This window comes from Klebsiella sp. K5-45 (assembly GCF_030128605.1).
GTDB lineage: Bacteria > Pseudomonadota > Gammaproteobacteria > Enterobacterales > Enterobacteriaceae > Klebsiella > Klebsiella quasipneumoniae.
In genome coordinates, this window is the sequence record NZ_JAKUZW010000004.1 from 265,291 (window position 1) to 280,642 (window position 15,352).

A 15,352-nucleotide genomic window follows, 5' to 3' on the forward strand; every position below is an offset into this window, starting at 1 on the left:
ATATTCTACCCGTTATCGGCGGGCGCGCCAAACCACTGATGATACCAACGAGGTAAAACTTGATACCGTAAGCTATGGATTTGCCACCCTTCTGCAGAAAAAACCACCGTTATCTGCCCCTGCTGCGGCGTGGCGAACCAGCGATACCCCCGCTGGCGATAGCGCTGAACGACCTTGTGCGAGGGCATCCGCCACGCATTGTAGCGCGAAGCGGAAACCAGCGCGGCCGCGCCATCCACCCGCCGGACCAGCAGTTCGCTGGAAGAGGTGTTGCTGCCGTGATGGGGAACCTGAATAAGTGTAGACGCCAGATGCTGCCAGTAGCGGCTGATCATCGCCTGCTCCGCCTGACGTTCTATATCGCCGGTCAGCAGGATGCTGGAGCGACCATCATCGATTCGCACCACGCAGGAGTGATTGTTTCCCTTTGCCGCGCTGCCCGGCAGCGGCCACAGCGCCTGGAAAGTGAGTCCCTGCCACTGCCAGCGTTCGCCGCGATGGCACGGCAGATGATGCGCCCAGCCTAAAGGGCTGCGCACCCACGCCTGCGGCCAAGCCTGCAGCACAGATTCGAGGCCGCCGCGATGGTCAAGATGCTCGTGGCTCAGCATAATCCCCTGCAGCTGCAGATGGTGCCAGCGCAGCCAAGGGATAATCACCTGTCGACCGCTGTCGCCCTGCGGCCATGCCGGCCCGGTATCGTACAATAACGCCTTGCCGTGACGTTCGATCACCATCGCCAGCCCCTGTCCGACATCCAGCATCGTCACCCGCCATTGGTCCGCGGGCGGTTGCCGGCTGAATGGCCGCGCCAGCAAAAACAGCACACTCAGGCACAGCGCCGGAGTATACCGCCAGCTCTGAAAACGCCAGCCCATCACCAGCAGCCACGGCAGGCTACTGATCCAGAGCCAGCGGGCATCCAGCGTCAGCCAGCCGTCCGGTAAACGTCGTAACCCCCAGAACAACACCGCCAGCACGCGATCGGCTGCCAGCCAGATCAGCGACGCCACCACTTCCGGTCCAGTGAGATGCAGGAGCATTCCGGCGAGAATGAGCGGCACCGCCAGCAGGGTCACTAACGGTACCGCCAGCAAATTAGCGGCCATCGACGTCAGGCTTATGCCATGGAAGAGCAGCAGCTGCAGTGGCATCAGCAGCAGCGTCACACCAGCCTGCAAATGCACGAGGGCGAACAGCGCTTTCCACGGCCAGCGCCAGCGACTGTCAGGCAGCGGTAACCACTGGAACCAGAAGATCAGCCCCGCCACCGCGAAGGCGGATAGCCACAGGCTTTGCGACAACACCGCCAGCGGATCGGCAACAAGAATCGCTCCCAGACAGCAGAGCCACACCTGCCACGCCGTCCAGCGTTGACCCGACAAACGTAAAGCACAACAGACTGCAAGCCCTACGCAAGTGCGCAGGGCCGGTGGCTGCATACCGGTCAGCCAGGCATAGCCGACTGCGCCCGCCAGCCCAGCCAGCAGCGGTAGCCGCCAGCCGATCCAGCGCCCCGGGAAAAGGGACTGTAAACCGCGCAGCAGGAGCACGATCAGGGAAGCCGCAAGAGCAATATGCAAACCGGAGATAGCCATCAGGTGGGAGGTGCCTGTGTTCTGCATCAGGACTTTGATCTCCGCCGGCAGCGCCAGCCGCTCCCCCATCCCCAGGCCCAGCATCACCGGATGCCAGGGATAAGTCTGCAATCGCCGGGTCAGCGACGCCAGGTAGCGGGCGCGCAGACTGCAGCGGGTATCCAACGCGGAAGCGGCGACGATCCCCCCGCTCAGCGGCCGATGCTGGGCCAGCGCATAGCGCTGGCTGTCGAAGCCTCCGTCATTGAGCTGCCCATGCACCGGCCGCAGGCGCAGCGTCATCATCCAGCGCTGCCCCGCACAGACGGGGGCTGGTGCAAGTTCCCCGTATAACGTCACGCCAACCGGGGGGAACAGGAAGCGGTCCGCCAGGCGCACAATCTGTCCGCGGTGCAGAGTCTGGCCATCCGTCTCGTGGAGGAACACTTCCGCCTGCCGGGCGGCGCCGGTGAGGTGCTGCGTTGGCCACAGCGCCTGATATGCGCTCAATACTCCCCAGACCATCAGCAGAAGCGTCATCGCCACAACGGCGATGACCGTCCCGCGCAGACGGGTCAGCAACAGCGCCAGTACGCCGGCGAACGCCAGAATGCCCGGGCCCGGCAACGCGGGTAGCCAGAGTAGCGGCAGTATCGCGATGATGGCGCATCCGGCAAGCCATGGTAGACGCATAAACACCTCCCTGTGAGCGGGCAGTGTTACGCAAAGCGAAGCTGACGTCCTCGGGCAGAATTCAGGCGCGCGTGCAGCGTTCCAGACAATCGTCACGCTTGCAGTCAGGCGCTTTTTTTTTGCGAAGCGGGACGTAAATGGCGGGCACAAAAAAAGCACCCGAAGGTGCTTTTATCGTCAGGCCGGTTGCACGTCGTGCAACTCACCCTTCATAAATATTGGCGCGGTCACGTAATTCTTTCCCGGGCTTAAAGTGCGGAACGTACTTACCTTCCAGTTCGACTTTATCACCAGTTTTCGGGTTACGTCCGGTGCGAGGTGCACGATAGTGCAGAGAGAAGCTGCCGAAACCGCGGATTTCAATGCGCTCACCTTGAGCAAGCGTTGAGGCCATATGTTCCAGCATTTCTTTAACAGCATCTTCCACCGCTTTCGCCGGAATGTGAGATTGCTGGCTGGCAAGTCTTTCAATCAATTCTGACTTGGTCATTATTCCTCCGGTTTCCTTCAAGGCAAAAATTAGCTAACAGCTTAAACAAGGGCGGCCGTAGCCGCCCTTTGTGCTTGATTACAGGACGAATCCTGCAATCTGTCAAGTAAACTCGTCACTATTCAGGTTGTTATTACCTGAATGACAAAGATTACTCGCCTTTCGCTGCTTTGAACGCTTCAGCCATGGCGTTGTTGGAGAAGTTCGCGTCTTCCTGCTTGTTCACGGTAGCGATAGCGTCTTTTTCTTCCGCTTCGTCTTTCGCACGTACAGACAGGCTCACTACGCGGTTCTTACGATCCACGCCAGTGAATTTCGCTTCAACTTCGTCGCCAACGCTCAGAACCAGAGTTGCGTCTTCAACGCGGTCACGGGATGCTTCAGAAGCACGCAGGTAACCTTCTACGCCGTCAGCCAGTTCTACGGTTGCGCCTTTAGCGTCAACTGCAGTGACTTTACCAACAACGATAGCGCCTTTCTTGTTCAGAGCAACGTAGTTGTTGAACGGATCTTCCGCCAGCTGTTTAACGCCCAGGGAGATACGCTCACGCTCTGCGTCAACCTGCAGAACAACTGCTGCGATTTCGTCGCCTTTTTTGTATTCACGAACTGCTTCTTCGCCTGCAACGTTCCAGGAGATGTCAGACAGGTGAACCAGGCCGTCGATGCCGCCGTCCAGGCCGATGAAGATACCGAAGTCAGTGATAGACTTGATTTTACCTTCAACACGGTCGCCCTTGTTGTGGGTTTCCGCGAACTGCTGCCATGGGTTAGATTTGCACTGCTTCAGACCCAGGGAGATACGACGACGTTCTTCGTCGATATCCAGAACCATCACTTCCACTACGTCGCCAACGTTAACAACTTTGGACGGGTGGATGTTTTTGTTGGTCCAATCCATTTCGGAAACGTGAACCAGGCCTTCAACGCCTTCTTCGATTTCAACGAAGCAGCCGTAGTCGGTCAGGTTAGTCACGCGACCGGTCAGTTTGGTACCTTCCGGATAACGTTTAGCGATAGCTACCCACGGATCTTCGCCCAGCTGTTTCAGGCCCAGGGATACACGGGTACGCTCGCGGTCGAACTTCAGCACTTTAACAGTGATTTCGTCGCCAACGTTTACGATTTCGCTCGGATGCTTAACGCGTTTCCAGGCCATATCGGTGATGTGCAGCAGGCCGTCAACGCCGCCCAGATCAACGAATGCACCGTAGTCAGTGAGGTTCTTAACGATACCTTTGACTTCCATGCCTTCCTGCAGGTTTTCCAGCAGCTGATCGCGCTCTGCGCTGTTTTCGGATTCGATAACGGCACGACGAGAAACAACAACGTTGTTACGCTTCTGGTCCAGCTTGATGACTTTGAACTCAAGCTCTTTGCCTTCCAGGTGCAGCGTGTCGCGCACCGGACGAACGTCTACCAGGGAACCCGGCAGGAACGCACGAATACCGTTCAGCTCAACAGTGAAGCCACCTTTAACTTTGCCGTTGATAACACCGGTAACAGTTTCAGCGTCTTCGTAAGCTTTTTCCAGCGTGATCCAAGCTTCGTGACGTTTAGCTTTCTCACGGGACAGCAGAGTTTCACCGAAGCCGTCTTCTACTGCATCCAGAGCAACGTCAACTTCGTCACCAACCTGGATTTCCAGCTCGCCCTGGGCGTTTTTGAACTGCTCAGCCGGGATGGCGGACTCAGATTTCAGACCGGCGTCAACCAGTACTACGTCTTTGTCGATAGCAACAACAACACCACGAACGATGGAACCCGGGCGGGTTTCGATTTCTTTTAAGGATTCTTCAAACAGTTGAGCAAAAGATTCAGTCATGTTTAATCTTCAGGTTAATATTAACGTCCACCTGGCTCCGTGCCGGATGGGGTTGTTTCACATACCCGCTGACCATCCATTGCCGCGGGGTACTGCTATAATTCGGAGTCTTCGGCGCGTTACCGGTTAAGGCTTACGCAACGGCCAATTTTTCGCGCGCATATTGTAGCGCTTTTTCAATCACTTGCTCAATGTTTAGTTCGGTTGAATCGAGAACTAATGCATCGGCAGCCGGGACAAGCGGCGCCACGGCGCGATTTCTATCGCGATCGTCACGCTCTTTTATCTCGGACAAAAGACGTTCAAAGTTAACATCAAAGCCCTTTTCCTGCAACTGCCGCATGCGGCGATGCGCTCGCTCATCGGCCGAGGCATCGAGGAAAATTTTCACCGGCGCGTCCGGGAAAACCACCGTGCCCATATCTCGCCCGTCGGCGATAAGCCCCGGCAGTTCACGAAAGGCGCGCTGGCGGCGCAGCAGCGCTTCGCGAACGCGAGGGAAAGCCGCCACCTTGGAGGCGGCGTTCGCGACCTCCTGGGTGCGAATTTCGCCGCTGACATCTTCCCCTTCCAGCACCACTTCCAGGTTGCCGTCAGTAGAAATAAAGCGCACGTCAAGATGGGCAGCCAGGGGCACCAGCGCCTCTTCGGACTCCACGTCAACATGATGATGCAGCGCCGCCAGCGCCAGAACGCGGTAGATCGCGCCTGAATCTAACAGATGCCAGCCCAGCGCTTCCGCCATTGCCTTGCACAACGTACCTTTACCCGCACCGCCAGGCCCATCAATGGTGATTACCGGAATATTCGCCGTCATCTTTTTCTCCTTCAGCAAGGCGCATGGAATATAAACGCCGCGCATTATACGCATCAATACGCCGGAAAGTGAGCATTGCTTGTAAATTACGGACTACAGGAAATGAAAAGCAGAAGTTTTGCGCAATTATAGCGGGCTGACAGGACATCAGCCCGCGGGATGACAAAGTTTTACTCAGGCAAGGGTACTGATCCGCGCCAGTTGCTCAAAATAGTCGGGGAACGTTTTCGCCGTACATTTGGGATCAAGGATAGTCACCGGCGTATCAGACAGCGCCACCAGCGAGAAGCACATCGCCATCCGGTGGTCGTTATAGGTGCCGATTTCAGCAAACTTCAGCGTCGCCGGCGGGGTGATGCGAATATAATCTTCACCCTCTTCCACCTCGGCGCCTACTTTACGCAGTTCTGTCGCCATGGCGAACAGACGGTCCGTCTCCTTGACCCGCCAGTTGTAGATATTGCGCAGCGTGGTAGTGCCTTGCGCGAACAGCGCGGCGGTGGCGATGGTCATCGCGGCGTCCGGAATATGGTTCATATCCATATCGATAGCCTTGAGCTCGCCACGGGTGCAGGCGATGAAATCGTCGCCCCAGGTGACGGTGGCGCCCATTTTTTCCAGTACGTCGGCGAAACGAATGTCGCCCTGTACGCTGCCGCGGCCAATACCGGTGACCTTCACCGTGCCGCCCTTAATGGCGCCAGCGGCGAGGAAATACGAGGCCGATGAAGCATCTCCTTCCACCAGGTAATCCCCCGGTGACTGATACTGTTGCTTGCCGAGCACTACAAAGCGCTGATAAGACTGGTTGTCCACCTCAACCCCGAAGGTTTTCATCAGGTGCAGGGTGATGTCGATATAGGGTTTCGACACCAGATCGCCCTTAATGGCGATTACGGTATCCTGCGGCGCCAGCGGCGCGGCCATCAGCAGCGCGGTCAGGAACTGGCTGGAGACGCTGCCGTCAACGTCGACGTTGCCCCCCTGGAACCCCCCGCGCAGGCGCAGCGGCGGATAATTTTCCTGCTCCAGATAGTCGATCTGAGCGCCGCCCTGACGCAGGGCATCTACCAGATGGCCAATCGGGCGCTCTTTCATTCGCGGCTCGCCGGTCAGCACGATATCGTTGCTGCCAAGGCACAGAGCTGCCGCCAGCGGGCGCATCGCGGTACCGGCGTTGCCGAGGAACAGCTCCAGCGCCGCTGCGGCATGCAGCGGGCCGCCGTTGCCGGTCACTTCACAGCGGGTACGGTCAGCAGACAGGGTGTATTGAACCCCCAGCGCACTCAGGGCATTCAGCATATGGCGCACATCGTCGCTGTCCAGCAGGTTGGTCAGCACCGTCGTGCCGCGAGCCAGGGCGGCCAGCAGCAGCGCGCGGTTGGAGACGCTTTTCGAACCTGGCAGGTTCACGGTGCCCTCTACGCGTGCGATGGGTTGTAACGTCAGGGATTCCATCAAACTTCACTCTCAAACAAACAGAATAAAAACCCCGCAGACAGGCCGCGGGGAGGAAGAAAGAAACGGGCGATTAACCGTGGCGGCGTTCGAAGTCCAGCATAAAATCGGTTAACGCCTTCACGCCGTCCAGCGGCATCGCGTTGTAGATGGAGGCACGCATGCCGCCCACCACCCGGTGGCCCTTCAGCGCGTGCAGCCCGGCGGCAAACGACTCTTCAAGGAACAGTTTATCCAGCGCGCTGTCCGCCAGCTGGAACGGCACGTTCATGCGGGAGCGGTTGGCTTGCGCCACATCGTTACGATAGAAGCCGCTGTTATCGATCACGCCATACAGCAGTTCGGCTTTCTGCTGGTTGATCTTGTCCATCGTGGCGACGCCGCCCTGCTGTTTCAGCCACTTAAACACCAGACCGGCCAGATACCAGGCGAACGTCGGCGGCGTGTTAAACATCGAGTCATTCTCGCTTAACACGGTGTAGTCGAGGATTGACGGGCAGGCCACGCTGGCTTTACCCAGCAGATCTTCACGCACGATAACCAGCGTCAACCCTGCCGGGCCGATATTCTTCTGCGCGCCAGCGTAGATCACGCCGTAGCGGTTGACGTCAATTTCGCGAGACAGAATAGTGGAGGAGAAATCGGCGGTCACGATGACGTCGTCGCCGAAGTTCGGCGTATCGTCAATCGCGATACCGTCAATGGTTTCGTTCGGGCAGTAGTGCAGATACGCCGCGCCCGGCGTCAGCTGCCACTCGCTCATTGGCTTGACCGCGCGCTTGCCGTCGACGGTGATTTTCGCGTCGATGACGTTAGGCGTGCAGTATTTCTTCGCCTCTTTGACCGCGCTGGCCGCCCAGTAGCCGGCGTCCACATAGTCAGCGACGTTTTTATCGCCGAGGATGTTCAGCGGGATCCCGGCGAACTGGCCGCGGCCGCCGCCATGGCAGAACAACACTTTATAGTTGGAAGGGATGTTCAGCAGAGAACGGAAGTCCTGTTCTGCCTCTTCTGCCACCTGGATGAATTCCTTACCACGGTGACTGATTTCCATGACCGACGTACCCAGACCGTGCCAGTCGCACAGTTCCTGCTGAGCCAGTTTGAGTACTTCCGCCGGCAGCATTGCCGGGCCCGAACTGAAGTTATAGACCTGAGCCATTTCCCCTCACCACGTTGCTATGTTGTTTTGCCCGCGAACCGCCGCGGGCATAAGTTATTCCTGTGGCTATCGGTTTTATCATTCAGTGACACGGTCCGCAATGGCTAAAACTCGCCGACGGCAAAACGCGGCAGCCGTCACACAACAGAATCTATCGGCTTGACGTAATAAAACCGACATATTTGCTGTCAGGTGAGCCGTTTCGCCCGGCTGGCCTTCGACCATTCTGCATTTGCGCAGCGGGGACATATTCGCTTTTCTCCCGCCTGCATCGCCATCACGATGCTGCAGCGTACGCAGGCGTAGATCCCTTCCTGAGGAATAGTGGTATAGCGCGTGGTGCAGTGCGTCGGGAGGATCGACAACCCGGCCCTCACCTCGTCATCGGGATAATAAAACACGCTGATCTGGCCGTTGGTTTCAAGGATCGCCAGCCGCACCTGGCCGAGCTGCTCGACGCTGTTGACCCGCAGCTCCATAAAAAATTCGAATTCGGTCATATTTTCCGCATGCAGTTTCTCCCAGGCCAACTGCCCCTCCTCCACCACCACGATAGGTTTCCCCTCCAGCAGATCCTCCAGCTTTTCGCTATGCCCCATCAGCCACATGATGCCGCGATAAAGCAGCGCCAGCGTGACGAAGACCACCAGCACCGGCAACAGCGGGACATCGTCATAAAACGCCACGTCTCCCGCCGCCGAACCGAGGGTCAAAATAATCAGCACCTCAAACAGCGACATCTGCCGCACGCCGCGCCGTCCGGTAATTTTGAGGAAAATAAAGACCAGAACGAAGGTGTAGAGGCTGCGCAACGCCACCTCGCCGAGAAATTCCACCGGCACTTTATCGAGCGCCATCCGCTGCCAGTCAAAGGCTTTCATTATCATCTCCCTGAGCATTAAAAGATGTCTCTAAGCATAGCCAGATGATGGAGATAGCACCTGTCAGATAAAAGCCGTATCATTGCGCGCTTTCCGTACGACAAAAGTGATCGCCATGACCCAAACGTTTATTCCCGGCAAAGATGCCGCCCTGGAAGATTCCATCGCTCGCTTCCAGCAAAAATTGCTCGACCTCGGATTTGATATCGAAGAGGCCTCGTGGCTGAACCCGGTGCCGCACGTGTGGTCCGTTCACATTCGCGATAAGGAATGCGCGCTGTGCTTTACTAATGGTAAAGGCGCCACCAAAAAGGCAGCCCTCGCCTCCGCGCTGGGCGAATATTTCGAGCGCCTGTCCACCAACTATTTTTTCGCTGACTTCTGGTTAGGCGACACTATCGCTAATGGCCCGTTCGTTCACTACCCGAACGAAAAGTGGTTCCCGCTGACCGAAGACGACGAGGTCCCGGAAGGCCTGCTGGATGCTCGTCTGCGCGCGTTCTACGATCCGGACGATCAGCTGACGGCCAGCATGCTGGTGGATCTGCAATCCGGTAATGATGAGCGCGGCGTGTGCGGCCTGCCCTTTACCCGCCAGTCCGACGGCGAAACGGTCTATATTCCTATGAATATCGTCGGCAACCTGTATGTCTCCAACGGCATGTCCGCCGGCAACACCCGTAATGAAGCTCGCGTGCAGGGCCTGTCCGAAGTCTTTGAGCGCCACATCAAAAATCGCATCATCGCCGAAAGCATCAGCCTGCCGGAGATCCCGGCGGAGGTCATGGCGCGCTATCCGGGCGTCGTGGAGTCGATCGCCAAACTGGAAGCCGAAGGTTTCCCGATCTTTGCCTATGATGGCTCGCTGGGCGGCAAGTATCCGGTTATCTGCGTCGTGCTGTTTAACCCGGCAAACGGCACCTGCTTCGCCTCTTTCGGCGCCCACCCGGACTTCGGCGTGGCGCTGGAGCGTACGGTCACCGAACTGCTGCAGGGCCGTAGCCTGAAAGATCTCGACGTCTTCACGCCGCCGACCTTCGACGATGAAGAAGTCGCCGAGCACGCTAACCTCGAAACCCACTTTATCGACTCCAGCGGCCTGATTTCCTGGGATATGTTCAAGCAGGATGCCGACTATCCGTTCGTGGACTGGAGCTTCTCCGGCACCACAGAAGAAGAGTTCGCCACCCTGATGGCCATCTTCAAGGCCGAAGATAAAGAAGTATATATCGCCGACTACGAGCACCTGGGCGTTTACGCCTGCCGTATCATCGTCCCGGGGATGTCGGATATTTACCCAGCGGAAGATCTGTGGCTGGCGAACAACAGCATGGGCGCTCATCTGCGCGACACCATTCTGTCCCTGCCGGGCAGCGAGTGGGAAAAAGAAGATTACCTGGCGCTGATCGAGCAGATGGACGATGAGGGTCTGGATGATTTCACCCGCGTTCGCGAACTGCTGGGCCTCGCCACCGGCAAAGACAACGGCTGGTATACCCTGCGCGTCGGGGAGCTGAAAGCCATGCTGGCCCTGGCCGGCGGCGATCTGGAGCAGGCGCTGATCTGGACCGAGTGGACCATGGAATTCAACGCTTCGGTCTTCAGCGCCGAACGTGCTAACTACTATCGCTGCCTGCAGACCCTGCTGCTGCTGAGCCAGGAAGAGGAGCGTCAGCCGCTGCAATACCTGAACGCCTTCATCCGTATGTACGGCGCCGAGGCGGTCGAAGCCGCCAGCGCGGCGCTGAGCGGGGAAGCGCCGTTCTATGGCCTCCAGGCTGTCGACAGCGATCTGCAGGCCTTCCCGGCCCATCAGTCGCTACTGAAGGCTTATGAAAAACTGCAGCGGGCGAAGGCAGCGTTCTGGGCAAAATAAGCCCTAAGCGCGCCATCGTGGTTGCCAACAACGGAGCCCAATGTGGCTCCGTTGATTTCACCTGACGAGGTGGCCACTATAGTTTGTAGTTGTAAAGTTAATTAATAGTAAATAACGCGCATATAACATTTACCATTCGTTAATTTTAAATAAAATACTCCATATTAATTAACTCAAGAAATGGCGTAAAAACGAAAAAATTCAACATAATTTATAAATTTTAAAATTTATTTTCCTCATAATATTCAATCACTTAATTCAATAAATCACAAAAACCACACACTAAAAAGGCATATAGTTCCGGTGAGATATGATCTATATCAATTTCCCTTCTATAATGCTTTGTTAGTATCTCACCGCCAACTTATATAAAGAGAGAGTTAGTGTGAAAGCTGACAACCCTTTTGATCTTTTGCTCCCTGCCGCGATGGCGAAAGTCGCCGAAGAAGCAGGTGTCTATAAAGCAACGAAGCATCCGATGAAGACCTTTTATCTGGCGATCACCGCTGGCGTTTTCATCTCCATCGCTTTCGTATTCTATATCACCGCGACCACCGGCACTGCCGCGATGCCTTATGGGATTGCCAAGCTTATCGGTGGGGTCTGTTTTTCCCTGGGTCTGATTCTGTGCGTTATCTGCGGCGCTGACCTCTTTACCTCTACGGTATTGATCGTGGTGGCGAAAGCCAGCGGTCGAATTACCTGGGGGCAACTGGCAAAAAACTGGCTCAACGTCTATTTTGGTAACCTGGTGGGCGCACTGCTGTTTGTGCTGCTGATGTGGTTATCAGGCGAATATATGACTTCCAACGGCGGTTGGGGGCTTAATGTCCTGCAGACCGCTGACCACAAAATGCACCATACTTTTGTGGAGGCCGTGAGCCTGGGTATCCTCGCTAACCTGATGGTTTGTCTCGCCGTATGGATGAGCTATTCCGGTCGTAGCCTGATGGATAAAGCGATGATCATGGTCCTGCCGGTAGCGATGTTCGTTGCCAGCGGCTTTGAGCACAGCATCGCCAACATGTTTATGATCCCGATGGGTATCGTAATCCGCAACTTTGCAAGCCCGGAATTCTGGACCGCAATCGGTTCGACTCCGGAAAGTTTCTCTCACTTGACCGTTATGAACTTCATCACTAATAACCTGATTCCGGTAACTATCGGGAACATTATCGGCGGGGGTCTGCTGGTCGGGTTGACATACTGGGTCATTTACCTGCGTGGCAATGACCATCACTAAGGGTTGTTTCAGGCAGTAAATAAAAAATCCACTTAAGAAGGTAGGTGTTACATGTCCGAGCTTAATGAAAAGTTAGCCACAGCCTGGGAAGGTTTTGCGAAAGGTGACTGGCAGAATGAAGTCAACGTCCGTGACTTTATTCAGAAAAACTACACCCCATATGAAGGCGACGAATCCTTCCTGGCTGGCGCGACTGAAGCGACCACCAAGCTGTGGGACACCGTAATGGAAGGTGTAAAACAGGAAAACCGCACTCACGCGCCTGTTGATTTTGACACTGCCCTGGCTTCCACCATCACCTCTCACGACGCAGGCTATATCGAGAAAGGTCTGGAAAAAATCGTTGGTCTGCAGACCGAAGCGCCGCTGAAACGTGCGATCATCCCGTTTGGTGGTATTAAAATGGTTGAAGGTTCCTGCAAAGCGTACAATCGCGAACTGGACCCGATGCTGAAAAAAATCTTCACCGAGTACCGTAAAACTCACAACCAGGGTGTTTTCGACGTCTATACTCCGGACATCCTGCGCTGCCGTAAATCCGGCGTACTGACCGGTCTGCCGGATGCTTACGGCCGTGGTCGTATCATCGGTGACTACCGTCGCGTTGCGCTGTACGGTATCGACTTCCTGATGAAAGACAAATTCGCCCAGTTCAACTCACTGCAAGCGAAACTGGAAAGCGGCGAAGATCTGGAAGCGACCATCCGTCTGCGTGAAGAAATTGCTGAACAGCACCGTGCGCTGGGCCAGATCAAAGAGATGGCGGCTAAATATGGCTACGACATCTCCGGTCCGGCAACCACCGCTCAGGAAGCTATCCAGTGGACCTACTTCGGTTACCTGGCTGCCGTGAAATCTCAGAACGGCGCGGCAATGTCCTTCGGTCGTACCTCCAGCTTCCTGGATATCTACATCGAACGTGACCTGCAGGCGGGTAAAATCACCGAGCAAGACGCGCAGGAAATGGTTGACCACCTGGTCATGAAACTGCGTATGGTTCGCTTCCTGCGTACCCCGGAATACGATGAACTGTTCTCCGGCGACCCGATTTGGGCAACGGAATCCATCGGCGGTATGGGCGTTGACGGCCGTACTCTGGTGACCAAAAACAGCTTCCGCTTCCTGAACACCCTGTACACCATGGGGCCGTCTCCGGAGCCGAACATCACTATCCTGTGGTCTGAAAAACTGCCGCTGAGCTTCAAGAAATTCGCGGCTAAAGTGTCCATCGATACCTCTTCTCTGCAGTATGAGAACGATGACCTGATGCGTCCGGACTTCAATAACGACGACTACGCTATCGCATGCTGCGTAAGCCCGATGGTTGTTGGTAAGCAAATGCAGTTCTTCGGTGCTCGCGCCAACCTCGCGAAAACCATGCTGTACGCTATCAACGGCGGCGTGGATGAAAAACTGAAAATGCAGGTGGGTCCGAAATCTGAACCGATCAAAGGCGACGTCCTGAACTTCGACGAAGTCATGGAGCGCATGGATCACTTCATGGACTGGCTGGCTAAACAGTACGTCACTGCGCTGAACATCATCCACTACATGCACGACAAGTACAGCTACGAAGCCTCTCTGATGGCGCTGCACGACCGTGACGTTATCCGCACCATGGCGTGTGGTATCGCGGGTCTGTCCGTTGCTGCTGACTCCCTGTCTGCTATCAAATATGCGAAAGTTAAACCGATTCGTGACGAAGACGGTCTGGCTGTTGACTTCGAAATCGAAGGCGAATATCCGCAGTTTGGTAACAACGATGCTCGCGTCGATGACATGGCCGTTGACCTGGTTGAACGTTTCATGAAGAAAATTCAGAAACTGCACACCTACCGCAACGCGATCCCGACTCAGTCTGTTCTGACCATCACCTCTAACGTGGTATATGGTAAGAAAACCGGTAACACCCCAGACGGTCGTCGCGCTGGCGCGCCGTTCGGACCAGGTGCTAACCCGATGCACGGTCGTGACCAGAAAGGCGCTGTTGCCTCTCTGACCTCCGTAGCGAAACTGCCGTTTGCTTACGCGAAAGATGGTATCTCTTACACCTTCTCTATCGTACCGAACGCGCTGGGTAAAGATGACGAAGTTCGTAAGACCAACCTGGCGGGTCTGATGGATGGTTACTTCCACCACGAAGCGTCCATCGAAGGTGGTCAGCACCTGAACGTGAACGTGATGAACCGCGAAATGCTGCTCGACGCGATGGAAAACCCGGAAAAATATCCGCAGCTGACCATCCGCGTATCTGGCTACGCTGTACGTTTTAACTCCCTGACTAAAGAACAGCAGCAGGACGTTATTACCCGTACCTTCACTCAGACCATGTAATTCCCTGTCTGACTGAAAAAGCGTACAATAAAGGCCCCACATCAGTGGGGCCTTTTTAACAAGCAATCCCCGCCCTAGCCTGCTTTGCCAGTTATCTATACTTTGGGTATCTGTCAAAACAGACTCGACACAGCCGCTGAGCTGTGCACCAACACGGCCCCGGATGGGCCACATCTGGAGAAAACACCGCAATGTCAGTTATTGGTCGCATTCACTCCTTTGAATCCTGTGGCACCGTTGATGGCCCGGGCATCCGCTTTATTACCTTTTTCCAGGGCTGCCTGATGCGTTGCCTGTACTGCCATAACCGTGATACATGGGATACCCACGGCGGCAAAGAAATCACCGTTGAAGAGCTCATGAAAGAGGTGGTGACCTATCGTCACTTTATGAATGCTTCCGGCGGCGGCGTCACCGCATCGGGCGGTGAGGCGATCCTGCAGGCGGAGTTTGTTCGCGACTGGTTCCGCGCCTGTAAGAAAGAAGGTATTCATACCTGTCTCGATACCAACGGCTTTGTCCGTCGCTACGATCCGGTTATCGACGAACTGCTGGAGGTAACAGACCTGGTGATGCTGGATCTCAAGCAGATGAATGATGAGATTCACCAGAACCTGGTCGGCGTCTCTAACCATCGTACGCTGGAATTCGCCCAGTATCTGGCGAAGAAGAATATCAATGTCTGGATCCGCTACGTGGTGGTTCCGGGCTGGTCAGACGATGATGACTCCGCGCACCGCCTGGGTGAATTTACCCGCGATATGGGCAATGTCGAAAAAATCGAGCTGCTGCCCTACCATGAGCTGGGCAAACACAAATGGGTAGCGATGGGCGAAGAATACAAGCTGGACGGCGTCCATCCGCCGAAGAAAGAGACCATGGAGCGGGTAAAAGGCATCCTTGAGCAGTATGGTCATAAAGTGATGTACTAATCCCACCCGGGCCGGTGAAGCACCTATGCCGGCCTGCAACGGCGTGGGAAGCCGTGTCCGTCCA

11 protein-coding genes are annotated in these 15,352 nt (G+C 55.8%); 4 read left to right on the forward strand and 7 right to left on the reverse strand.

The window, feature by feature from the left end; all coding sequences use genetic code 11:
* Nucleotides 1-5: 5 nt before the first annotated feature.
* The 7 genes from MKS11_RS10505 to MKS11_RS10535 form a co-directional block, all read right to left on the reverse strand.
* Entirely contained in the window at nt 6-2,270 is a 2,265-nt protein-coding gene (locus tag MKS11_RS10505; protein WP_284109522.1) for a ComEC family protein, read from the reverse strand.
* Nucleotides 2,271-2,472: 202 nt separating this feature from the next.
* Nucleotides 2,473-2,760 (reverse strand): integration host factor subunit beta, encoded by a 288-nt coding sequence (gene ihfB / locus MKS11_RS10510; protein ID WP_002898165.1) that lies wholly within the window; start codon nt 2,758-2,760, stop codon nt 2,473-2,475.
* A gap of 151 nt (nt 2,761-2,911) precedes the next feature.
* Nucleotides 2,912-4,585 carry a 30S ribosomal protein S1 gene (rpsA, locus tag MKS11_RS10515; protein ID WP_002898162.1) on the reverse strand — a complete coding sequence of 558 codons (1,674 nt, stop codon included), beginning with the start codon at nt 4,583-4,585 and terminating at the stop codon, nt 2,912-2,914.
* A 133-nt stretch (nt 4,586-4,718) separates the two neighbouring features.
* Nucleotides 4,719-5,402: a (d)CMP kinase gene (gene cmk, locus MKS11_RS10520; RefSeq protein ID WP_004201385.1), complete on the reverse strand. Its 684-nt coding sequence runs from the start codon at nt 5,400-5,402 to the stop codon at nt 4,719-4,721.
* Nucleotides 5,403-5,576: 174 nt separating this feature from the next.
* Nucleotides 5,577-6,860 (reverse strand): 3-phosphoshikimate 1-carboxyvinyltransferase, encoded by a 1,284-nt coding sequence (aroA, locus tag MKS11_RS10525; protein ID WP_284109523.1) that lies wholly within the window; start codon nt 6,858-6,860, stop codon nt 5,577-5,579.
* Nucleotides 6,861-6,933: 73 nt separating this feature from the next.
* On the reverse strand, nt 6,934-8,022 hold the full coding sequence (gene serC, locus MKS11_RS10530; RefSeq protein ID WP_087771563.1) for a 3-phosphoserine/phosphohydroxythreonine transaminase: 1,089 nt from the start codon (nt 8,020-8,022) through the stop codon (nt 6,934-6,936).
* Between the two features lie 188 nt (nt 8,023-8,210).
* Nucleotides 8,211-8,903, reverse strand: a complete 693-nt coding sequence (locus MKS11_RS10535) for a DUF421 domain-containing protein (RefSeq protein ID WP_004201382.1) — start codon at nt 8,901-8,903, stop codon at nt 8,211-8,213.
* 115 nt (nt 8,904-9,018) lie between these two features.
* On the opposite strand from MKS11_RS10535, the gene ycaO reads away from it, so the two are divergent.
* The 4 genes from ycaO to pflA all read left to right on the forward strand — a co-directional run bounded on the left by ycaO (nt 9,019) and on the right by pflA (nt 15,288).
* Nucleotides 9,019-10,779, forward strand: coding sequence for a 30S ribosomal protein S12 methylthiotransferase accessory factor YcaO (gene ycaO / locus MKS11_RS10540; RefSeq protein ID WP_023320066.1), 1,761 nt, complete (start codon nt 9,019-9,021; stop codon nt 10,777-10,779).
* Between the two features lie 385 nt (nt 10,780-11,164).
* On the forward strand, nt 11,165-12,022 hold the full coding sequence (gene focA, locus MKS11_RS10545; RefSeq protein WP_284109524.1) for a formate transporter FocA: 858 nt from the start codon (nt 11,165-11,167) through the stop codon (nt 12,020-12,022).
* 51 nt (nt 12,023-12,073) lie between these two features.
* Nucleotides 12,074-14,356 (forward strand): formate C-acetyltransferase, encoded by a 2,283-nt coding sequence (pflB, locus tag MKS11_RS10550; protein ID WP_004201379.1) that lies wholly within the window; start codon nt 12,074-12,076, stop codon nt 14,354-14,356.
* A gap of 191 nt (nt 14,357-14,547) precedes the next feature.
* Nucleotides 14,548-15,288, forward strand: a complete 741-nt coding sequence (gene pflA, locus MKS11_RS10555) for a pyruvate formate lyase 1-activating protein (RefSeq protein WP_002898145.1) — start codon at nt 14,548-14,550, stop codon at nt 15,286-15,288.
* The last annotated feature ends 64 nt before the right edge of the window (nt 15,289-15,352 follow it).

Coding starts and splice junctions, on each gene's coding strand:
- MKS11_RS10505 (WP_284109522.1), bottom strand. CDS start 2,270: ATGCGTCTACCATGGCTTGCCGGATGCGCCATCATCGCGATACTGCCG.
- ihfB (WP_002898165.1), bottom strand. CDS start 2,760: ATGACCAAGTCAGAATTGATTGAAAGACTTGCCAGCCAGCAATCTCAC.
- rpsA (WP_002898162.1), bottom strand. CDS start 4,585: ATGACTGAATCTTTTGCTCAACTGTTTGAAGAATCCTTAAAAGAAATC.
- cmk (WP_004201385.1), bottom strand. CDS start 5,402: ATGACGGCGAATATTCCGGTAATCACCATTGATGGGCCTGGCGGTGCG.
- aroA (WP_284109523.1), bottom strand. CDS start 6,860: ATGGAATCCCTGACGTTACAACCCATCGCACGCGTAGAGGGCACCGTG.
- serC (WP_087771563.1), bottom strand. CDS start 8,022: ATGGCTCAGGTCTATAACTTCAGTTCGGGCCCGGCAATGCTGCCGGCG.
- MKS11_RS10535 (WP_004201382.1), bottom strand. CDS start 8,903: ATGAAAGCCTTTGACTGGCAGCGGATGGCGCTCGATAAAGTGCCGGTG.
- ycaO (WP_023320066.1), top strand. CDS start 9,019: ATGACCCAAACGTTTATTCCCGGCAAAGATGCCGCCCTGGAAGATTCC.
- pflB (WP_004201379.1), top strand. CDS start 12,074: ATGTCCGAGCTTAATGAAAAGTTAGCCACAGCCTGGGAAGGTTTTGCG.
- pflA (WP_002898145.1), top strand. CDS start 14,548: ATGTCAGTTATTGGTCGCATTCACTCCTTTGAATCCTGTGGCACCGTT.